Origin of the sequence: Aphanothece sacrum FPU1 (assembly GCF_003864295.1) — a bacterium.
In the GTDB taxonomy this organism is placed as follows: Bacteria; Cyanobacteriota; Cyanobacteriia; order Cyanobacteriales; family Microcystaceae; genus Aphanothece_B; species Aphanothece_B sacrum.
Window position 1 is genome coordinate 267,827 of record NZ_BDQK01000001.1, and the last position, 22,342, is coordinate 290,168.

Below are 22,342 nucleotides of genomic sequence, written 5' to 3' on the forward strand. Positions count from 1 at the left end.
TTAATTGAACAATCTGACTATAACTATAAGAATCTTACTCAGAACTATAACAATCTTAACCCACTTTTCCCACGTCAATTTACAGTACAAAAGGTAGTTTTTCGCATTAAATAGGTAATTATGAATTCATTTTCTGACACTTCTTACTCAAACCCTTCGTCCATTATATACTTACAAAAAGCTCGTAAAGAGTTAGAAAATCCAGAAGAAAATCAAATAGCAAAGTTACTTCATATCAACGAACAACTTAACGCAAAAATTCACAAATATCAGCGTTCTGAAATTGCTTTATTATCAACAAAAACACAGTTACATCGATTACTTTCTTGTAGTCCAGTAGTAATTTATAGTCGTCAAGCATCCGATGGATTTGCTCTAACTTTCGTGAGTGATAGTATCAAACAATTTGGCTATAAACCTCGACAGTTTTTTGAAAATAGGAAATTTTGGTCAAGTTGTATTCATTCTGAAGACGTTTTAGAGGTTTGTACTCAACTTCTTAATTTATTTGACGAAGAATCACAGATCTGTCAATATCGTCTCAGACATCAAAATGGGGCTTATCGTTGGATTCAAGATCAACGAAAGCTGATGCGAGATGATACAGGTAAAGCCATAGAAATTATTGGTTCGTGGCAAGATATTACGGAACGAAAAGAAATTGAACAAGCCCTTTTTCGCGAAAAAGAATTAGCTCAAGTTACCTTAAATTCTATTGGAGATGGAGTCATTACCACTGATTCTTCTGGAAGGATTTTATATCTGAATCCTGTGGCTGAAAAGATTACGAATTGGACTATTGCTGAAGCGAAAGGCCAACCCATATCAGCAGTATTTAAAACAGTTAATGAACACAGTAGTCAACCAGAAGAAAGTTCAGTTAACAAAGTGTTACGTCAAGGAATTCAAGTCTGTGTCAATGATAATATTCTGCTGATCTCCCGTGAAGGAGATAAATATGCTATTGATCAATCGGCCGCACCTATTTATAATCATAACAAAAAAATAATTGGTACTGTTTTAGTATTTCGGGATGTTACCAAACCTCGTGAACTAGCACGTGAAGTGTCTTGGCAAGCAAATCATGATATGTTAACAGGTTTAATTAACCGACGAAGTTTTGAGGAACAATTAGAAGCTGCTATTTTTGACGCTAGAACCAATAAACATAACTATATTCTTTGCTATTTGGATTTAGATCAATTTAAAGTAGTTAATGATACCTGTGGTCATATTGCTGGTGATGAACTGTTACGTCAATTGGCTGGATTACTTACTCGTCAAGTTCGTATCAGCGATCATCTTGCTCGTTTAGGAGGGGACGAGTTTGGTATTCTTCTCCATCAATGTCCTCTCCATGCAGGAGAAAAAATTGCAGATAAATTTCGTCAGACAATTGAAGATTTTCGGTTTATTTGGGATGATAAAACTTTTAGTATTGGTGCTAGTATTGGTTTAGTTGAAATTAATGCTGATACTGTGGATTTGAATGGTTTATTAAGTGCGGCTGATGCAGCTTGTTATGCGGCTAAAGATAATGGTAGAAATCAACTACATATTTATCAAGCTGATGATGTTGAAATGACGAAACAACGAGAAGAAAGACAGTGGATTTCTAAAATTAATGTAGCCTTAGAAGAAAACCGTTTCTGTTTATATTTTCAAAAAATTATCTCCGTTGATTCATCACAAACATCCCATAAAAATCATAATGAATTATTGATACGGATGATAGATAAGGACGGAAAAATTATCCCTCCGATGGCATTTATTCCTGCCGCAGAACGCTATGATTTAATGTCAGCAATAGATAAATGGGTCGTTAGTCACTTTTTTCAGTATTATCCCACTCTGACAGATACTCAAAAGCAAGAAATTTATACCATTAATCTATCAGGAACCAGTTTAACAAATGACAAATTTCTTAATTTTCTCAAGGAACAATTAGCAGAACATGAAGTGTCTCCAGAAACCCTATGTTTTGAGATAACAGAAACTACTGCTATTGCTAATTTAAGTAAAGCAATGGTGTTTATTCATGAACTCAAGAAAATTGGCTGTCATTTTGCTTTAGATGATTTTGGTAGTGGTATGAGTTCTTTTGGTTATTTAAAAAATCTCCCTATTGACTACTTGAAAATTGATGGTAGTTTTATCAAGGATATTCTTACAGATCCCATTGATTGTGCGATGGTCGAATGTATTAATCGTCTTGGTCATGTGATGGGAATTAAAACCATTGCTGAGTTTGTTGAAAATGATGAAATTCTCCACAAATTACAGGATATGGAAGTTGATTATGCACAAGGTTATGGTATCGCTAAACCTTGTCCTCTATTTCATAATCTTCAAGTTCAGAACTCAAAAAGTTGAATTGATTAAGAACTTGAGCATTTTCCAGGGTTAAAATTTTCTGTAATTCAGATACTTTATTCACAATGGCTAGAAAACGGGCTAATTCTTGTTGTAAAGTTTTAATGTGGTTATTTCTTTCTTGTTCAGTGGATGTATTTTTAAATTGATCGAGGGTATTAATCATTGATACTAGGGGTTTACGGATGATATGAGATAAATGCTCTAACAAGGTATCTTTAGCTGTTAGTAAATCTTGAAGTTGTCGGAGTTGTTGTTCTAAGTTTTCGCTGGATTCACTAATGGTTGAATATCGCTGTAACAGAACTTGTTGTTTCCTCAGTCGTGAGGTAATCGCTGCACGCAGTTGATCGCTGGTAACGGGTTTATTAAGATAATCATCTGCACCTAATTCCATTCCATGACGTAGATCCTCATTATTACTAGAAACGGTTAGAAAAATAAAGGGAATAGCGGCAGTTTTGGGATCTTGTTGTAGATTATTTAAGACATCATAGCCGTCTAATTCAGGCATTAAAATATCACAAATGATTAACTCAGGCAAATGAATTTGAGCTAATTCAATTCCTATACGACCATCTTCCGCTTCGATGGCATAAAATCCTTCTGATTCCAGGAATTTTACAAGGTTCGTACGAGTTGCTCGATCATCTTCAATTACGAGAATTTTCTGTTTCATTCTCCGAAATCCACTTAGATATAATATTAAGATAATACTTATTGTTCGGATAAGTGTTATTCTTTCAAGTATACTCAATTTGTTAATGGAATTAATCAAATTAAGTAATATTAACTGATATCATTTCCCAGTTTAAGAATTTTTCTCCTTTATTTTGGTTCAAATAGTACTTTTTCTCTAATTCTTCCTCCATTAATAATAAATTATCTATTGTCCAATAAAAATTTTGAGAAGTTATGATCAAACAATCAATATCACTATCCGGTCGAAAATTATCTCTCAGTACAGAACCAAATAATGCAAATTCAAGAATGTTCCAACGATTACAAAAATCAGTAATTTAATCAATTTGAATCTCTATATTTTTGGTTTTCATAGTTGAATAATATCTGCATTCCCTACTTTTAGGAATAAAATCAACAAAATAGTTTTTTTGTACCTTCTCTATTTAGTGTCTTTCCATTAAACTTAAATATCCAAACGCTACATATAGAGTTTGTCGGCAGTCACTTTTTAGGAGAAAGTATTAATGAACTATCAACAAGAATGGCAAAATAGTGGTGTTGATAAACAACTGATCAACCTTAACGTTACTCCTTTAAAAGGTAATTCTCCTTGCGAATATTTGCTCTATTCTGATTCACTTCCTAGACGAAATGATGGGAGAGTCACTCATTCTATTTTACAACGTTATGAACACACAGAACAGGGTGGTTGGTGGTGTTCAGGGATTGATTTATTAACAGGAGAAAATGACTTATGGGGATGTTTTAAACCTAATTGTCCTCGCTTCACTCAGCAACAGAATAAAGTTATTAAATATGAACATCCTCCTCAAACTCCTACAGGTATTTTTGCTTTAAAAGTTCCCTTACATTTATGGCAAATGTTAGCTCATCGTTACCAGATTGATTTTACCACAGAAACCATAGATAATCAACAACCAGATTTAGGCTTTTGGCAATGGGTAATAGCTCATCCTTCTATCCCTATTTGTATTACAGAAGGGGCCAAAAAAGCAGGCGCATTATTAAGTGCAGGATATGTAGCGATCGCCCTTCCTGGTATTAATAATGGCTATCGTACTCCTAGAGATGAATCAGGAAATCGTATCGGCAAATCTCATCTGATTCCTCAATTAGAAAAACTAGCAATTTCGGGTAGACAAATTTATATTACTTTTGATCAAGATAGTAAACCGAATACGATTAAATCTGTTAATGCTGCTATTAGACAACTGGGGTATTTATTCACTCAAAAAAGCTGTCAAGTTAAGGTCATTACTTGGCGATTTGAATGGGGAAAAGGGGTTGATGATTTTATTGCCAATGAAGGACAAAAAAAGTTTGATGAAGCTTATCAGAAAGCTTTACCCTTAGAGACATGGAAAGCTCAAGAATTAACCCAATTAACGTATGCTTCAGACATTGAGGTAAATTCTCGTTATCTTGAACCTTTTATCATTCCGAATAATGCTAAATTAATTGGTATTAAATCCCCCATTGGAAGCGGAAAAACTCAAGTTTTAGAGAATATTGTTAAAGAAGCGATCGCCCGCAAACAAAAAGTTTTAGTCATTGGACATCGTATCAAATTAGTTGAACAACTTTGTCAGCGTTTTGGACTTCCTTATATTACGGAAATTAAAGATAATTCTCGAAATGAATGTTTAGGCTATGGATTATGTATTGATTCCCTTCATGAGAATTCTTCTGCTAACTTTAATCTTGAAGATTGGAGAGAAGCACTTGTTATTATAGATGAAGTAGAACAGGTTCTTTGGCATGGTTTAAATTCAGATACTTGTAAACAGAATAGAGTCCCTATTCTCAAATGTTTTAAAACTCTAATACAAAATATTTTAGGGGGAGGAGGAAAACTTTTTATTGCTGATGCACACTTAAGCGATGTTTCTCTCGATTACTTAATTACTTTATCCGGTATTAATGTTAAACCTTTTATTATAAAAAATGCTTGGAAACCTAGTAATAGAGATACTTGGGAAGTTTATCAATATACAGAAAGTACCCCTAACAATATAGTTAAAGATTTAGTAGGCTATATTCGTCAAGGAGGGAAACCGTTTGTTTGTTTATCTGCTCAAAAAATAACCAGTAAATGGGGAACTCAAACCTTAGAATCTTACTTAAAAAAGCAATTTCCTGATGCTAACATTTTACGAATTGATTCGGAATCATTAACTGATCCTAACCATGCAGCTTATCAATGTATTACCCATCTTAATGAAATTTTAGGTAACTATGATATTGTGCTTGTTAGTCCCGCAATTGAAACTGGAATAAGTATTGATATTAAACGGCATTTTACTTCAGTTTGGTGTTTAGCACAAGGGGTACAAACTGCTACATCTGTCTGTCAATCTTTAGGGAGAGTTAGAGAGAATATTCCCCGTTATATTTGGATAGCCCCTTATGGATTTAATCAAGTAGGAAATGGATCAACTTCTATTCCTGGATTACTTACATCTGGTCATAAATTAACTCAATTAAATATTAGACTATTACAACAATCTGATTTAGAAGCATTAGACGATTTAGACACGGGATTTCAAGCAGAATCTTTATTATGTTGGGCTAAAATGTCTGTGAGAGTAAATGCTTCTATGATGAATTATCGAGAAGCTATTTTAGCACTGCTTCATGGGGCGAATCATTCTCTTAAACTAAGTTATCAAAAACCAGATCAAACAAAAAAAAATCACTTCCCTCCTAATCTAATAGAAACAATTGATATTGTTAGACAAGAAAATTATGAAGCCGAATGTCAAGCGATCGCCCATTCAAGAAACTTAAATGAGCAACAATATAATAAATTAAAGAAACGATTAATTAAAACAAAAAAAGAACGTCATGCGATTAAAAGATATGATCTAAAACAACGTTATGGTATTCCTATTACACCTGAATTAGTCGCCTTAGATAATCAAGGTTGGTATCAAAAACTAAGACTAAACTATTTTCTGACAATCGGGCGTTCTTATTTAGCAGATAGAGATGCAATGGTAGCACATAAATTAATTGAAATGGGACAAGGAAGTCTATTTTTACCCGACTTTAATCATTGTCAATTAGGAGCTATAATTGGCACATTAGAAGTCTTAGGAATTCCTATTTTAATGATGTATCCTCAACGCCAATTAAATCCCACTGATGATGATTTAATTAAGATGGCAAATCTAGCAATTAATAACCGACATGAGATTAAAACATTAATGGGAATTGGCATTGCTAAAAATTCTAGTCCTATTACGATTATCCGAAGATTATTAGATAAAATTGGTTATGGTTTAACTTGTCTTGGATTGAAAACTATTGCTAAAAAGCGAGTGAGATTGTATCAAGTCGTTATTCCGAAAGATGGACGAGAAGAAGTATTCAAACAATGGTTATTAAGAGATAATTGTAGTCCAGGAAGTTCTGAACCTTGGTATGCTGAATATAATTTGTCACCATTAAAGCTTAATGCTGAAGAACAAAATCATTCAAAAAATTACATTCAATTGAGTCTTGATTTATAGATTTTAAAGAACTTACGCACCGAAACTCTCCGTAGGGTCAATTGATGAATTAACCTTACTAAAACACTAAATATTTAGAGAATATATTAAGTGATCAATTTAGCCAACTTGTATTACAGTATAATTAAGACATAAAGCCTATCATCTTTAAGCTAGACTAGCAATGATAACTACCCTTACCCAAACAATTCATCGATGGCGTAAAGTGCTACTAATTGCACCAATAGTAGCTACATTAATCATTTTGACTAGCTTAACAGGTTTATTGCAACCGTTAGAATTTTTAACATTTGATAATTTTTTTCGTTGGCGTTTTCCAGAAAACGTCGATCCTAGAATTGTTATTGTTACAGTTAGTGAATCAGATATTATTAAATTAAAACAATGGCCCTTATCTGATGAGAAGTTAGTCAAATTAATTAATAACATTAAAAAGCATGAACCTAGAGTCATTGGGTTAAATATTTTTCGAGATTTTCCTATAGAACCTGGTTATCAAAAGCTAATTTCTCTGTTTAAATCAACCCCTAATTTAATTGGTATTGAAAAACTTATTGGTCAGCCAATTTCAGGCCCTCCCATTCTCTCTGAAAACCAACAAGTAGGCTTTGTTGATATGGTTTTGGATGAAGATGGAACGATTCGTAGAGACTTAGTAACCATGACAGTTCAAAAAAACTTAAATAAACTTAGTTTTCCGATGCTTCTATCGTTAAAGTATCTAGAAAAAGAAGAAATAACCCCTCAATTAACAGGAGAATATTCTCAAGATATAATAATCGGAAAAGCACGGTTAACACCGCTTTCTAAGGATGCTGGAAGTTATATTGGAATTGATAATGCCGGGTATCAAATTTTATTGAATTTTAGAGGAATAGAAAACTCTTTTGATCAGGTGTCGATTTTAGATGTTTTAAACAATAAAATTCCTGACAATTTATGGCGCGATCGCGTTGTTTTAATCGGTGTAACAGCAGAAAGTATTAATAAATCTTTGTTTACTCCTTATAGTAGTTCTCAACCGACATCAGGGGTAATTATTCAAGCAAATTCTGTTAGTCAAATTTTAAGTGCGGCCTTAGATAATCGTCCTTTATTAAGAGTTTTTTCCGACTTTTTAGAGTGGTTATGGCTAGTTCTTTGGTCTTTGATCGCTGCTATAACGATTAAACACTTAATCCGTCAAGATTTCTTGAATTATAGTTCAATTTTAAAATGGGGCGCGATCGCTATTCTTAATTTAATTATAGGTATGTCTTTAATAGTAAGTAACTATCTATTATTTTTATTAGGTTGGTGGATTCCTACTATTTCTCCTTTATTGGGAATAGCAGGTGCTTCAATTATTGTCATTATTTATCAATGGAAATATCTAGCAACTATTGATAGTTTAACTCAAATTCCTAACCGTTTTTACTTTAATCAATTCTTGCAAACAACTTGGAAATTAACTCTGTTTCATCGCAGGAATTTATCGATTATTTTGTGTGATGTTGATCACTTCAAACGGTATAATGATACCTATGGACATCAAGAAGGAGATAATTGTTTACAAAAAGTAGCTCAAGCGATTAATAAAGGAGTTCGTAGGACAGATTTTGTTGCTCGTTATGGAGGGGAAGAATTTGTGGTAGTTTTGCCGAATACTGATACAGAACAAGCTATACAAATTGCTCAAAGAATGTTAGCAAAGGTCAAAGCTCTTAATATTGCTCACGAAACTTCTTTAACAGCTAATCATGTGACAATTAGTTGTGGTATTGCTAGTCTAAAATTACCTAAAGATAAGTTTTATGATGACTTAATTCTCAGAGCAGATCAAGCTTTATATGAAGCTAAAAGAAAAGGCCGCAATCGTGTTGTTGTTTATGATTATATGGCTAATGTATCATGATGATAATATGAAAAATTTAGAATCTAAGCCATCAACAAGTAACACTTTAATTAAAAGTCCTCTCCGTTATCCTGGTGGAAAATCAAGAGCAATACCTCAAATTATTGAACAGCTTCCTCATCATTTTTTAGAGTATCGAGAACCCTTTGTTGGTGGGGGTTCAGTGTTTATTTATCTTAAACAAATTTATCCTGATATTAAAATTTGGATCAATGATTTAAACCCAGAGGTGTATTATTTTTGGAAAATCGCTCAATCTGATCTTAAAGAATTAGTAAGCGTTTTGCATAAAATCAAATTAAATTGTACAGATGGGAAACAATTATTTAATGAATTAACCTCTGTTAATGTAGCAGAATTATCAGAATTTGAACGTGCCGTTAGATTTTTTATTTTAAATAGAATTACTTTTTCGGGAACTGTTGAATCAGGGGGATTTTCTCAAGGTGCATTTACTCAAAGATTTACAGATTCTTCTATTGATCGTCTAGAAATTTTAGACCAAATTCTCCAAGGAGTTAAAATTACTAATTTAGATTATAGTGAGTTAGTAAACGCGGCAGGAAATGAGGTATTTATTTTTTTAGATCCCCCTTATTATGCTGCTACCAAATCTAAACTATATGGCAAAGACGGACACTTACATACATCTTTTGAGCATCAAAGATTTGCAGAAATTATGAGTCTTTGTCCCCATCAATGGTTAATTACCTATGATAATTCAGAATCAATTAGAGCTAATTTTGCAGATTTTAATCTAATTGACTGGGAATTACAATATGGCATGAATAATTATAAACAGGGTAAAGCCGCAAAAGGCAAGGAAATTTTTATCAGAAATTATGCTCTAAAACCTCAAATAATTTCTAAAAACATAGAAATGCAACAATTATCATTAGATTTTAGTATTTTGTAGGGGCGGGTTTTTGAGAAGATTTATGATACTCACAAAAAAATTAAATAAACCCGCCCCTATTTTATGAGCCTCTATTTTATGATATTCACAAATAGATAAATCCACCCCTATTTTATGAGCCTCACACATCTAATTTTGTATATTAAGATTAAGGTTTGTTGGGTTTCGTTCCTCAACCCAACCTACTAGATTTATCGTGGCGTGATCATTTATAATGAAAAAAGATGATTTTAAAATTTAATCAAATCTATGGCTAGATTAGAACCCCATACTTTACAGATGCAAATATCTCGGATGTTTGAGCAAGGACAATCCTTTTTTTGTGCTATAAAAGTACAAGATTGGTTACGAGAACAAAAAGAAGATCCCAACGCTTATGAAATCCTTTTTCATCCCCAACCTGCACCTGCAAATAGTAGTTTAACCACTTTAGTTACTATTGAATTACGTCGTCGAGATGGAGAACCCGTTGATCCTTGGTTACAAGAAGAAGTCAACCAAAGCAGTTAGCTAATAAGTATCTCAAGTTATTGGTTAAAATTAAAGAATTTTGTCTAAAAACCTGCTCGTATCTAAAAATTAAAGACACAACCGTCATCAGTAGGGGTCAACGGCCCTTGACCCCTAGATTATTAAAAAATATTACAATAAGGAGAGGAAATATTAAATAATGTAAAGAAGCAAGGATGTCAAAACGGGTTATTGTTATAGGAGCGGGAATCGGTGGATTAACGACTGGAGCCTTATTAGCCCGTCGAGGATACCAACTGACCATTTATGAGCAAGCCTTTGTCCCTGGGGGATGCGCTTCCACCTTTAAACGTCGAGGGTTTACCTTTGATGTAGGAGCAACTCAGGTGGCAGGATTAGAACCTGGAGGCATTCATCAGCGCATTTTTGCCGAATTAGAGGTAGAATTACCCCTAGCCACTCCCTGTGACCCCGCTTGTGCTGTTTTCTTACCCGGAGAAACCGAACCCATTAACGTTTGGCGAGATCCCCAGAAGTGGCAAGCAGAAAGACAAAGACAATTTCCAGGAAGTGAAGCTTTTTGGCAATTATTAAGCAAATTATTCCAAGCTAGTTGGAATTTTCAAGGACGAGATCCCGTATTACCCCCGCGAAATCTTTGGGATCTTTGGCAGTTAGTCTCCGCTATGCGCTTAGATACGTTAATCACCGTTCCCTTTGCTTTAATGACCGTAGGGGATGCTTTACGGTTGTATGGGTTGTCAGAAGATAAACGTCTCAAAACCTTTTTAGATGTACAGCTTAAGCTTTATTCTCAGGTAAATGCAGACGAAACTGCTCTTTTGTATGCCGCGACTGCTTTAGCTGTATCCCAACAGCCTCAAGGATTGTATCATTTGCAAGACAGTATGCAGGTCTTAAGCGATCGCTTAGTCGAAGGGTTAGAAAAGCATGGAGGACAACTATTAACAGGCCATAAGGTTGAAACTATTCACACGGACAAAAATCAGGCTAAAAGGGTCACTATTCGTCATCAGAAAACTGGAGAAACCTTTACAGAAACTGCCGATCATATTGTGGCTAATGTCCCGGTGCAGAACTTAATACAAATGCTGGATACGCCCCTGTCACCTTCTCCCTTATGGAAACTGTATCAACGACGTATCCATAAATTACCCGAAGCATCAGGAGCATTTGTAGTCTATTTAGGGGTTGATCGTCAAGCTATACCCCAAGGATGTCCCCCCCATTTACAATTCTTATACGATTATGACGGCCCCATAGGAGAAAACAACTCCTTATTTGTATCCGTCAGTAAACCAGAGGATGGACGGGCCCCGAAGGGAAAAGCTACCATTATTGCCTCATCTTTCACTGAGGCGCAAATTTGGTGGCAAATTACCCCCGAAAGGTATCAAGAATTGAAAACTCAGTATACACAAGAAGCGATCACCCGTTTAAGCCAATATTTTCATCTGACGGCCGACACCATTATTCATCAAGAAGCCGCCACACCCCGCACCTTTGCTCATTTTACAGCCAGAGATAAAGGAGTTGTGGGAGGTATTGGTCAAAGAGTGTCTACCTTTGGCCCATTTGGAATAGCCACCCGAACCCCCATTAACCATCTGTGGTTAGTGGGAGACTCTACTCATCCAGGGGAAGGAACAGCAGGGGTTAGTTATTCGGCCTTAACAGTTGTGAGACAAATTGAGCTAAACTAATGAGTAGTCGATAGACGATGATGATTATCACTTAGTTGACTATTCCTCATCATTTGGTGGCCAATAGGAGGAGCCGCAGGAGAAGCAGAAGGATCTTGTAATCCCTCCGTATTAAAACGATAACCCACATTACGCACCGTTTGAATCAGACTCGGTTGACGGGGATCAGTTTCGATTTTTTTGCGCAGTGACAGAACGTGAGTATCGATAGTCCGTGGATTATCAATAGCCTCGGGCCAGGCCCGTTGTAGTAACTCCGAACGACTTAAGGGGTTGCCTTCCGCTTGAGCTAGAACGTATAATAAACTAAATTCTTGAGGAGTAAGATCGACGAAATCCCCACGAAATTGTACCCGACGTTGGACTAAATCGATTTTTAGATCTCCATAGTCAAGATACATAGGGGCAGAAGCCACTCGCAAGCGTCTAATAAGGGCTTCAACCCGGGCCATAAACTCTTGCATCCCAAAAGGTTTGCTCAGATAATCATCCGCTCCAGCATTTAGCCCTCTGACAATATCTTTTTCACCGTTACGGGCTGATAAAATTAAGACTAGGGACTGCCTTTGTTGATGAAGCCATTGGCACAATTCTATCCCATCTCCGTCAGGAAGATCAGAGTCTAAAATAACTAAGGCTGGCTGGCGATGGGCAAAGGAATTTCGAGCTTGCTGAATATTAGCACATTGTTGAGCCATATAACCAGCTTGCTGTAAATGCCAACCTAATAAGGATCTCAGGTGAGGATTTCCCTCAACAATGGCAATATAAATCAAACTCACCTTAGTTGTATTCCTTCTAAAATAACACCCATTAGCCTAACAAACGCAATGTCAAGAATTTGTAACATCTGTTACTCTAGGTTATCACTAATTCCGAAGAAAAGCTTAAATTTTGTCTATTATATTGCTGATGGAAATTTCTCCTGTTAAGTGATCAAGATTTTAAGTCAACAACGGGGTAAAATAGGGTTAGGAGTGAATTAACCTTGTTAATGTCTAAATTTTCGGCAGAATTCCTTGCTTTCTTTTAAGGGATTGATTAGCATTAAACCATTAATAGTATTATCCCCTTTTAAACGCACTAATTAGGATTATGCTTCAAGATTCTCAGGCAATTCGTTATTATCAAAAGCTTACCGATGGAATGGTTGATTTATGGAATCGGGGTCGTCGCTTTGATGAAATCCAATCTTATATGGATGGATATCTCGCTTGTCTGCGTCATACGAGTACACTAGAAATTTATCTAATAAATAGATTAGAAGAAGAAGTTTGGCGGTTTTTTCGTGATCCGTCTAACTTTGAAATGACCCGATTACAAACTGAACCTGATTATTATTAACACTTGAAAAGTTCAGAAGTTCTTAAAATGTTATGTAGAAAGTTGGGGATACCATTTTCATCAACTTGGACTATAGATTCTCGTAGGGGTCAACGGCCGTTGACCCCTACTTGAGGAAATTAGTATTAGGAGGCTAAAGTTAATGTAACTTGTTGCTGTAATTCACCTTTTTGATACAGTTCAACCATAATATCGGAACCGCCGACAAATTCCCCGTTGATATATACTTGAGGAATAGTGGGCCAGCTTGAGTATTCTTTGATCCCTTCACGAATTTCATAATCAGCTAAAACGTCAACGGTTTCAAAGGGAACACCCAAGGTACTGAGAATTTGGACAACAGTGTTAGAAAATCCACATTGAGGCATCAATCTATTGCCTTTCATAAACACAAGGATTTTGTGTTCTTTAACAAGCTCATCAAGGCGTTCTTTAAGTTGTGGTGTCATAGATACTCCGAAAAAAGTCTACCAAGCAATTGAAAAATGATGGCCGCAGGCGCAGGGCTGACGTACCTATCCTAATCTATTGTAACTCAGGCCATTTATTGGGCCGCTTCCCAGTCTTGGGGAGTATAAGTTTTTAAAGCCAGAGCATGAATGATTTGTGTGTCCATAGCTTCTTTAACGGCACTATACACAAGCTGATGCTGTTTCACCAAGCTTTGCCCTTCAAATGTGGCTGAGACAACGATTGCCTCTAGGTGATCACCACCTTTTAGATCTTTTACCATGACTTGAGCATCAGGTAGTTTCTCTTTAATCATTGCTTCAACTTGGCCGAGTCCGATCATTGTATTTTCCTTAACGATTACTACCAACTCAATATTACGATTATTGTCACGCAAATTAAGACAGTTAAGCTACATCAGACAGATTAGTTTCTTATGGACTTGGTGTTGTAGCAGTTGAAGAACCCGAAAGAGGTACATCCACAAAGCCTAATTCGTATAATTGTTGATAAGATTTTTTGCCTAAATCCGTAGTCGGGTTCTGAGAACGAATCACTTGAATTAGTAAAGGGACGGCTAATTCGGGCTGATTTTGCGCTCGATGAACCAGGGCTAACTGATAGGTCGCTGAATCTCTCATCTGACCAGTTTTTAAGGCATTAGTCCGTTGCGTATCATAAATTTTTGTATCAATACCTGAGAAACTATTGGCTAATTGCAGATGAAAATTAGATAATTGATTAAAGATCTTACGGGCTTGTTGGAGTTTAGTGGCCGCTAAACCATAATTTTCCTTATTAATTGCTTCCGTTGCCTCACCCATTAATTTTTCTCCTCCCTGTAAACTTAGTAAACTATCTGCTTGAGTCAGGGGACGAAGATTATTAGGATCAGAAGGATCATCGATTTGTTCTGGGTCTGCTGGCGCGGGTTGTGCCGGTTGAGTGGTTCCCGAACCCTTGGGAGGAGTTTGAGCTTGTAGTATCATCGGTTGAGCGATACTACCGACAAAACACAGAGCTATCAGAGTATTCAAACTTAGGCCATGAGCCAGGGATTTTAACATAAGATCATTCGATAAATCTAAACGTAATCAGTTGAAACTCCCTCGCTTTTTTAACGGCGGGGATTCTTGGTTCAACGAGTCCACTTAAACTAGACTCCTTGCGGTATCTTAACATTTGTCTTTAACGATTTGTCTGAAGTTCCTGACTCACGCAAACTAGGTTGATTGACGGGAATAATCTACTCTATATATTTAATTAAGAAATTGTCTAAAGATTTTGTTAATATTGTTACCACAAGCAATCTGCCGGAGAACAACCTAAGCTATGAGCCAATCCATCAAACCAATTGTTATCGCCCCCTCGATCCTATCTGCTGATTTTAGCCGCTTAGGAGCAGAAATTCAAGCCGTGGACAAAGCCGGTGCCGACTGGATTCATGTAGATGTCATGGACGGTCGTTTTGTTCCTAATATTACCATTGGGCCCTTAATTGTTAAGGCTATTCGTCCCTACACCAAAAAGCCTTTAGATGTTCATCTAATGATTGTGGAACCTGAAAAATATGTGGCTGACTTTGCTAACGCGGGTGCTGATATTATTTCGGTTCACGCAGAACATAACGCTTCTCCCCATTTACACCGGACTTTAGGTCAAATTCGGGAATTGGGCAAAAAAGCAGGGGTTGTACTTAATCCTTCCACTCCTCTAGCATTGATTGAGTATGTTCTAGAACTTTGCGATTTAGTGTTAATTATGAGTGTTAACCCTGGGTTTGGGGGTCAAAGCTTTATTCCTGAAGTGGTTCCTAAAATTCGTCAATTACGTCAAATGTGTGATGAACGTGGACTAGATCCTTGGATCGAAGTGGATGGTGGCTTAAAAGTTGGTAATACTTGGCAAGTGCTAGAAGCTGGTGCTAATGCCATTGTCGCGGGTTCGGCTGTTTTTAACGCTTCTGATTATGCTGAAGCTGTTGAAGGTATTCGCAATAGTAAGCGTCCTCAACCTCAGTTGGCAACTGTTTAATCTAACAATAAAGGCGATCACTACGATCGCCTTTTAACAGTTATCAGTTAACAGTTAACAGTTATCAGTTATCCAGCTAAGTCGGTAATTTGTATAAAATGTGGCAATAAAGTTGTTAAAGTGTTAAGAATTGAAAATCCATGTCTTTAACCCCCTCTATTTTTCGGATTTCTCCCCTAATTCGTATTACTTTAGTCAGCTTATATTTAGCGTTAACCATTCCCCTTCCTTTTCTGGCCCAAGTAACACAAACATCTATTTCTACCTCTATCTTTTGGGGAGCTATTATCTTAGGTTTCTTGGTTTTATGGGGGGCATTAAGCGAAAAAGTAATAGTTGATGAGGACAATATCAAGGTGACTTATCCTCAATGGTTTCCCTCTTTTTTTCGTCAGAGATGGGAACTTTCTTGGACAGAAATTAAAGACTTAAAACTCCGCACCACAGGACAAGGCGGACTGGTTTACTATTTTATTTCAGATAAGACAGAGCAAGCTTATTTATTACCGATGCGAGTGGCTGGATTTGCCCGTTTAGTTAATATTGTCACTGAAAAAACTGGGATTGATACTACGGATATTCGTCCCCTGTCTCAACCTTGGATGTATTTTATTTTGTTAGGGTTGACCTTATTGTTATTATTCGTTGATAGTTGGACTATTTTAACAGCATTAAATCAATAAAATTGTACAAAAGATTAGGAAATTGAATTCTACACCTATAATTTAGTCCACGAAGGTGGACTTTGTTTCTATAGGATAAGGCTTTAGCCTTTGAGACTATATATGGGAATAGACACCATACATAGTGTTCAATAATTTAGAATCGCACTACTGGAATTGAAAAATTCTGTAACTTAAATTACATTTTATAAAAATAAATGGTAACATTAGTTATACTTTGTCTAATAAGATTATGGAATCATAACTTAAAGTCAGGGCTGGAACCGATGAAGACTCATAAATGTTACCTTGAAATTTAACGATCAACATACTCAGTTAAATAAGAATTAACTCTTACTAAATATTTACGTAAATTTTGGTAAGGCACTAACTTATCATAGTGAAGACGACCTAAAATGATGCCAGGATGTCTTTTATGAATGTTCGCAAAATCAGAAATATCCTGACTAGAAAATTTTCCTTTTTTCTGCTGAATAAACCCTTCTAAAGCATCAGGATGAATTAACCAATCTCTTGCTAATTGATTCGCTTCGGATTCTTGCTCATTATCCTCTAACTGATCCATATTGTCTAGATATAATCCTTGATGTCCGGCAAAAATATGACCAATTTCGTGCATTAAAGTAAACCAAAAATAATCAATTCGGTTATATCTTAAAGTTAAGGCAATTACTGGATTTTTCTCAAGATAAAACATGGCACCATCCAGATAAGTTTTATTGAGATGGGGAACCATAATAAAATGAATTCCTAAATCCTTGAATAATTTTGGAAGGTTAATAATTTGTTCTTCTTTTTCTGAATAAGCAAGAATATTAGGAATAGCCGTTTTGAGTTGTTCAAGTTTAAACTTTTCAATTTTTCGTTTTTTGGCTAAATATTCAACTCGCTTCATCCAAGAAATTAGGGATGATTTTTCTGGGTCTAATTGGTCATTATGACGAAAATTAACTGCTAATTTGGGACTTTCTAAAGGAGAATTAATTCCTAAAAAATCACATATATTTTTTTCTAATTCATCTAAAAATTCAGTCGGTTTAATCCATTGACGTTTAATTAATTCAGCAACAGGAGCAACGGTATACAAACGACTCCGACGCTCAATATCAGAGTCGTCTTTCTGCTTGTTTGCTAAAAAAAGGCGATAATTAGCTTCTAAATTTGTCCAAAAAGTAGGAGATGTTCCTAATGCTTGAGATAATTCTATAGCTGTTTCTGGGGTAATTTGTTTGGTTCCTTGAATGATTTCATTAATAGTTTGGGGTGGACGTTTTATGATTTTTGCTAAGTCTTTTTGTGTCCATCCACGAGCGTCTAATTCTCTACTTAAAATACGTCCAGGGGCCACAACTCGCGCAGGTTTTAAATTATTAGTCATATTTTTCCTCCTATTAGTGGTAATCTTCTATATCAATAATAAGGAGATAGTTTCCTTCCTCATCTTTCTCAAGTACCACAATTAAACGCCATTGACCATTTAAACGTAAAGAACGTTGTCCTTGTTTACCTCGTTTTCCTGATAGTTTTTCAAATCTTAGTCCGTTAAAAGCATATAAGTCTCGTTCACTTTCTGCGGAATCAATAATTGCCATAACTTCAAAGAAGTCATCGATAACATTAGGGTATTTGTGAGCATTTTTTTCTTCGGTATAGAGTGCCTCTATCTTTTTATTTTTAAACCTAAATTTCACGACATTACCTTCTGTCCTGTTTTGTCTTTCTGCATTATAATACAGTTAAATTCAGACTTAGGGTGAATCGCTGAATTTATAATAATACATATCAATGGTTTAAGCTAGTGTTATGTTAAGGCAAGTAACGCTACAAGTAAGACTATATATGGGAATAGACACCATACATGGTGTTCAAATTTTCCCAAATTCAGTATTTTTCCGTACTAACACACTAAATCTGGAAATATAAAGTTTTTCTGAAATTTATAATCAGACTACTAGATTTGAAAAATTCTCAAAAAATCTGTAACTTAAATTACATTTTGTAAAAATAAATAGTAAAATTAGTTACACTTTGTATAATAAGATTATGGAATCATAACTTAAAGTCAGGCTGGGACAGATGAAGACCCACAAATTCAGAGGCTATTGCAAAAATCAGATTGTGGCTACCAATGGCGCATTAGGTCAGCGCAAAGAAAAGCCTACAGGTCTTATTTTACTGATTTTGATTGTTTTTTTGCTTTTAGGGGTAATTCATTTTATTTATGGCTCAACCCTAACATCTTCTTCAACTCAAGGGCTAAACCTTCCCCACGAAGGGACTTTGTGGCAGTTTCTGGGGAAATAGTCACTAACTTCAATTGTACCGCACAAGCTTTTAATTCCGGTTGTAAAGAGGAAGGACAAGCTTCCGGGTGAGTTAGGGCGTTAGCTTCTGCATCGCTTGCCCAGAGTGCGCCCCAGTGCATTGGTACAAAAACCGTTTTAGGGGCGATCGCCTTAGTGATTTTAGCCGGAAAACGTGCCATTCCCCGACGCGATCGCACTTCTACTAGATTATTCTCTTGAATGCCTAATTTTTGAGCATCCTGGGGGTGAATCTCAATGAACGGGAGGGGGTGCATCTTAGTGATCTTTTCAATGCGTCCAGTGCGAGTTTGAGTGTGCCAATGACCATATAATCGCCCGGTGGTGAGGACAAGAGGATAGGCCTCATCGGGGGGTTCAGCAAGTCCCCTAGAATGATAAGCCGCAAATCTCGCCCGTCCATCAGGGGTATTAAAGCGAAAATCCGTATAAAGTCGTTTATTGGTGCGATTTTGCTCTGTTTCTTCACCAGCTTCTAGATAAGGCCAGTGATCAGGATAAGGCCATTGTAACGGGCCGTAAGTACGTAACCGTTCATGACTTAACCCGGAACAGTCACAAGGACGACCAGTGGTAATTCTTGCGAATTCTTCGTAAACTTGCGCCGAATTCTTAAATTTAAACCCTTTTTCAAACCCTAATCTCCGTCCCACTTCGGCAAAAATTTCCCAATCTGCCCTCGCTTCTCCAGGAGGATCACGAAATTTAGGGGCCAGGGTGACAATGCGTTCAGAATTGGTCATTGTACCCGCTTTTTCACTCCATTGAGCCGCAGGGAGTAAAATATGAGCATAAGCTGCCGTTTCTGTGGGATAGTAAGCATCTTGATAAACCGTAAACGGCGATCGCCTTAAAGCCGCTTGAGTCCGTTTAATATCGGGCATACTAACGGCTGGATTTGTGGCGGCAATCCATAATAACCCGACTTCTGAGGTTTCTAACCCTTCGATCATTTCCCAAGCAGTACGACCCCGTTGAGGTTGAATACTACCAGGAGGAAGATCCCAAAATTGTTCAATTTCGGCCCGATGTTGGGGATTATTGACGACACGATAACCAGGTAAAATATGAGAAAGGCCTCCAGCTTCTCGTCCCCCCATAGCATTAGGTTGACCTGTCAGAGAAAAGGGCCCGGCCCCCGGTTTACCGATATCACCTGTCATCAGATGAAGATTAATCAGGGTGCGGACTTTGGCAGTTCCTTCCGAAGACTGATTAATTCCCATAGACCATAAAGAGAGAACGTTCTGTGCTTCACCCCAATATCTAGCCGCTTGTTCTAAATGATCAATACGAATACCACATTTACGGGAGACTAATTCCGGGGGATAATGACAAATGACCTCAGCATAGTCCGAAAACCCTTTTGTACATTCATCGATAAAAAACATATTTGTATAGCCCCAAAGCATCAATAAATGAGCTATACCGTTGAATAAATCAATGTCTGTGCCAGGATTAATGGCTAGATGTAAATCTGCTGCTTCGGCGGTTTGAGTGCGACGAGGATCAACCACAATCATTTTAACCTGACGATTTTTTTTGTGGTGTTGACGTAAACGGTTAAAGACAATGGGATGACATTCTGCAGTATTGGTTCCTACTAAAAAAGCACAGTCGGTTAACTCTAAATCTTCATAACAACAGGGGGGGCCGTCACTGCCGAAACTTTGAATATAACCAGAAACGGCGGAAGACATACACAAACGGGAATTTGCATCAAAATTATTGGTTCCCAGATGGCCTTTAAACAATTTTTGAGCAATATAATAATCTTCTGTCTGAAATTGACCCGAACCGTACATACATAAAGCATCTGCTCCTTGGTTTTTGTGTACTATTTGAATACGGTTAACAATAGTTTCTAAGGCTTGATCCCAACTTACACGACGAAATTCATCATCTAAAGATTTCCGCATCATGGGATATTTTAGACGATCTTTTTCTAAAGATTCTGTCACCGTTGCCCCTTTGACACAGACTTTGCCCATACTAGACGGGTGAGTGCGATCGCCTCTAATTTGCCAGACGGGGTTTCCTTGACTATCTCGATGTACCGCTTTACCAGGTTGGGCCGGGGGTAAAGCTTCTAAACCACAACCAACGCCACAGTAAGGACAAACCGTTTTTGCTGAGTCAGTCATATTTGAGAATAAGGGTTAGGGGTTAGGGGTTTATGGTCTAAAATTAAGACTAGGGTGATTTCTGGGGCAGAATTTAGCCATGACAACAGTAATCTTAAACTTAGATACAGTAAACCTCAGTGATGAACAATTTTACCAACTGTGTCAAGTTAACCAAGATTGGCAGCAAACCTTATTGAATTCGTTACAAAAGTTAAGAATTCATAATTCATAATTCATAATTTATTTCGCTGTTGCCCCAAAATTCTCGATTAAAATCTTGGACAAAATAGGGATTAAATCTTCACAAGCAATGCCTTTTTGTACACAAGTTCCTAAATGTGCATCTTTGCCAACTTTACCCCCCATATACAGGTCAACTCCTTCGACAGTTTTGCCATCTTTGCGGACTTTGGTTCCCATTAAGCCAATATCAGCCACTTGAGGTTGTCCACAAGAATTAGGACATCCTGTCCAATGAATTCGTACTGTGCGGGGAAGATTTAATAGTTCATCTAAAGCCTTCCCTAACTTAACAGCCCTATTTTTCGTTTCTATCAGGGCAAAGCCACAAAATTGCGCCCCAGTACAGGAAACTAAGGCCCTTTGTAAGGGTTTAGGGTTAATGCTGAATTTTTGTAGTAAGGGTTCAGCTAGAAATAGTTCTAGATTTTCCGTGGAAATATGTGGAATAATGACATTTTGTTCAACCGTTAGGCGAATTTCACCATTTCCATAAACTTCGGCTAATCTCGCTAAATCTAACATATCTTGAGCATATAATCGCCCCACAGGAATATGTAAGCCCACATAATTCATTCCTGGCTGTTTTTGCGGAAAAACTCCAATATGATCCCGTTTATCCCAGTCAATTGCGTCTTCTTGAGCAGCCATAGCCAAAGGATGGCTTAATTGGGCTTCGACTTCGGCCCGGAATTTATTAATGCCCCATTCATCAATTAACCACATCAGACGGGCTTTTTGACGGTTAGCTCTTAAACCATGATCTCGATATACAGTAAGAATGGCGTAGCATAAACTGATCACTTTGTCAATACTTAGATTAATCCAAGCATTTAAGGGAATAGCCGCTTCACAGCGTTTAGCGGAGAAAAAGCCACCAACTAACACATTAAACCCTAATTCACCGTCTTTATAAGCAGGAACAAAGGCAATATCATTAATTTCTGCATGGACTGAGTTATCCCGTCCCCCTTCAATGGCAATATTAAATTTACGGGGTAAATTAGTAAAATTATAATTACCTTCACCCTTGTTAGTAACAATGTCTTGAACTTTGCGTACTAATTCACGGGTATCAATTAATTCGTCTTGATCTAACCCTGCAACGGGTGAACCCGTAATGTTGCGTACACTATCCATTCCCGACTGAACAGAAGTCAGATCAACAGCTTTCAGACGACGGAAAATGTCTGGGATGTCTTCGAGACGAATGCCCCTTAATTGTAGGTTTTGTCGCGTGGAGATGTCGGCATTGCCATCATCTCCATACCGTTGTACAATTTGTCCTAAGACTTCCATTTGATCGCTGGTTAAGATGCCATTGGGAATGCGTAGGCGTAACATGAATTTTCCTGGTGTGACAGGACGATAAAATACCCCTACCCACTTGAGTCGATATTCTAAATCGGTTTTGTCCATTGCTTCCCAACCAATCCGGGCAAAATACTCTAGCTCATCTCTAATGGCTAGTCCGTCTTTTTCGGCTTTAAACTTCTCAAATTTGTTTAAAGAATTTGTTGTCTCAGGTTTAGTGCTTTGTACCATA

General features: G+C 36.9%; 19 protein-coding genes and 1 pseudogene. 10 read left to right on the forward strand and 10 right to left on the reverse strand.

Features of this window, described 5'->3' with window-relative positions:
- Positions 1 to 120: 120 nt before the first annotated feature.
- Positions 121 to 2,373 carry an EAL domain-containing protein gene (locus AsFPU1_RS01130; protein ID WP_124969903.1) on the forward strand — a complete coding sequence of 751 codons (2,253 nt, stop codon included), beginning with the start codon at positions 121 to 123 and terminating at the stop codon, positions 2,371 to 2,373.
- Here the strand turns inward: AsFPU1_RS01130 and AsFPU1_RS01135 are convergent.
- Entirely contained in the window at positions 2,321 to 3,052 is a 732-nt protein-coding gene (locus AsFPU1_RS01135) for a response regulator (RefSeq protein WP_124969906.1), read from the reverse strand. The two genes, AsFPU1_RS01130 and AsFPU1_RS01135, sit on opposite strands and share 53 nt — an antisense overlap.
- A 100-nt stretch (positions 3,053 to 3,152) precedes the next feature.
- Positions 3,153 to 3,392, reverse strand: a complete 240-nt coding sequence (locus AsFPU1_RS01140; RefSeq protein WP_124970139.1) for a nucleotidyltransferase family protein — start codon at positions 3,390 to 3,392, stop codon at positions 3,153 to 3,155.
- Positions 3,393 to 3,581: 189 nt separating this feature from the next.
- On the opposite strand from AsFPU1_RS01140, the gene AsFPU1_RS01145 reads away from it, so the two are divergent.
- The 5 genes from AsFPU1_RS01145 to crtD all read left to right on the forward strand — a co-directional run bounded on the left by AsFPU1_RS01145 (position 3,582) and on the right by crtD (position 11,595).
- Complete coding sequence (locus tag AsFPU1_RS01145; RefSeq protein WP_124969909.1) at positions 3,582 to 6,590, forward strand: plasmid replication protein, CyRepA1 family; 3,009 nt, start codon at positions 3,582 to 3,584, stop codon at positions 6,588 to 6,590.
- A gap of 163 nt (positions 6,591 to 6,753) precedes the next feature.
- Positions 6,754 to 8,484, forward strand: coding sequence for a CHASE2 domain-containing protein (locus AsFPU1_RS01150; RefSeq protein WP_124969912.1), 1,731 nt, complete (start codon positions 6,754 to 6,756; stop codon positions 8,482 to 8,484).
- Between the two features lie 7 nt (positions 8,485 to 8,491).
- Positions 8,492 to 9,400, forward strand: a complete 909-nt coding sequence (locus AsFPU1_RS01155; RefSeq protein ID WP_172957394.1) for a DNA adenine methylase — start codon at positions 8,492 to 8,494, stop codon at positions 9,398 to 9,400.
- Between the two features lie 249 nt (positions 9,401 to 9,649).
- Complete coding sequence (locus AsFPU1_RS01160) at positions 9,650 to 9,910, forward strand: hypothetical protein (RefSeq protein ID WP_124969917.1); 261 nt, start codon at positions 9,650 to 9,652, stop codon at positions 9,908 to 9,910.
- 176 nt (positions 9,911 to 10,086) lie between these two features.
- Complete coding sequence (gene crtD / locus AsFPU1_RS01165) at positions 10,087 to 11,595, forward strand: C-3',4' desaturase CrtD (RefSeq protein WP_124969920.1); 1,509 nt, start codon at positions 10,087 to 10,089, stop codon at positions 11,593 to 11,595.
- Here crtD and AsFPU1_RS01170 read toward each other — a convergent pair.
- Positions 11,592 to 12,377, reverse strand: a complete 786-nt coding sequence (locus AsFPU1_RS01170) for a response regulator transcription factor (protein WP_124969924.1) — start codon at positions 12,375 to 12,377, stop codon at positions 11,592 to 11,594. The two genes, crtD and AsFPU1_RS01170, sit on opposite strands and share 4 nt — an antisense overlap.
- A 313-nt stretch (positions 12,378 to 12,690) precedes the next feature.
- Between AsFPU1_RS01170 and AsFPU1_RS01175 the strand changes: the two genes are divergently transcribed.
- The gene (locus AsFPU1_RS01175) at positions 12,691 to 12,939 is read left to right on the forward strand and encodes a DUF6761 family protein (protein WP_124969927.1); all 249 of its coding nucleotides are present in this window, start codon (positions 12,691 to 12,693) and stop codon (positions 12,937 to 12,939) included.
- Between the two features lie 125 nt (positions 12,940 to 13,064).
- Here the strand turns inward: AsFPU1_RS01175 and grxD are convergent, their stop codons facing one another.
- The 3 genes from grxD to AsFPU1_RS01190 all read right to left on the reverse strand — a co-directional run bounded on the left by grxD (position 13,065) and on the right by AsFPU1_RS01190 (position 14,456).
- On the reverse strand, positions 13,065 to 13,388 hold the full coding sequence (grxD, locus tag AsFPU1_RS01180) for a Grx4 family monothiol glutaredoxin (protein ID WP_124969930.1): 324 nt from the start codon (positions 13,386 to 13,388) through the stop codon (positions 13,065 to 13,067).
- Positions 13,389 to 13,483: 95 nt separating this feature from the next.
- Positions 13,484 to 13,732, reverse strand: coding sequence for a BolA family protein (locus AsFPU1_RS01185; protein ID WP_124969933.1), 249 nt, complete (start codon positions 13,730 to 13,732; stop codon positions 13,484 to 13,486).
- Positions 13,733 to 13,823: 91 nt separating this feature from the next.
- Positions 13,824 to 14,456 (reverse strand): hypothetical protein, encoded by a 633-nt coding sequence (locus AsFPU1_RS01190; protein WP_124969936.1) that lies wholly within the window; start codon positions 14,454 to 14,456, stop codon positions 13,824 to 13,826.
- 265 nt (positions 14,457 to 14,721) lie between these two features.
- On the opposite strand from AsFPU1_RS01190, the gene rpe reads away from it, so the two are divergent.
- Complete coding sequence (gene rpe / locus AsFPU1_RS01195; protein ID WP_124969939.1) at positions 14,722 to 15,423, forward strand: ribulose-phosphate 3-epimerase; 702 nt, start codon at positions 14,722 to 14,724, stop codon at positions 15,421 to 15,423.
- A gap of 140 nt (positions 15,424 to 15,563) precedes the next feature.
- The gene (locus AsFPU1_RS01200; RefSeq protein ID WP_124969942.1) at positions 15,564 to 16,106 is read left to right on the forward strand and encodes a hypothetical protein; all 543 of its coding nucleotides are present in this window, start codon (positions 15,564 to 15,566) and stop codon (positions 16,104 to 16,106) included.
- Positions 16,107 to 16,401: 295 nt separating this feature from the next.
- Here the strand turns inward: AsFPU1_RS01200 and AsFPU1_RS01205 are convergent, their stop codons facing one another.
- From AsFPU1_RS01205 to AsFPU1_RS01220, 3 genes are all read right to left on the reverse strand, one after another.
- Positions 16,402 to 17,484, reverse strand: coding sequence for a HigA family addiction module antitoxin (locus tag AsFPU1_RS01205; protein ID WP_124969946.1), 1,083 nt, complete (start codon positions 17,482 to 17,484; stop codon positions 16,402 to 16,404).
- 13 nt (positions 17,485 to 17,497) lie between these two features.
- Complete coding sequence (locus tag AsFPU1_RS01210) at positions 17,498 to 17,797, reverse strand: type II toxin-antitoxin system RelE/ParE family toxin (RefSeq protein WP_124969949.1); 300 nt, start codon at positions 17,795 to 17,797, stop codon at positions 17,498 to 17,500.
- A gap of 524 nt (positions 17,798 to 18,321) precedes the next feature.
- Positions 18,322 to 20,574 carry a molybdopterin oxidoreductase family protein gene (locus AsFPU1_RS01220; RefSeq protein WP_124969955.1) on the reverse strand — a complete coding sequence of 751 codons (2,253 nt, stop codon included), beginning with the start codon at positions 20,572 to 20,574 and terminating at the stop codon, positions 18,322 to 18,324.
- A 79-nt stretch (positions 20,575 to 20,653) separates the two neighbouring features.
- Between AsFPU1_RS01220 and AsFPU1_RS01225 the strand changes: the two are divergent.
- Positions 20,654 to 20,740 (forward strand): annotated as a pseudogene (locus AsFPU1_RS01225) (Uma2 family endonuclease); the annotation flags it as partial.
- Between the two features lie 56 nt (positions 20,741 to 20,796).
- Here AsFPU1_RS01225 and AsFPU1_RS01230 read toward each other — a convergent pair.
- Positions 20,797 to 22,341, reverse strand: a complete 1,545-nt coding sequence (locus tag AsFPU1_RS01230; RefSeq protein ID WP_124969958.1) for a ferredoxin--nitrite reductase — start codon at positions 22,339 to 22,341, stop codon at positions 20,797 to 20,799.
- Position 22,342 lies beyond the last annotated feature (1 nt).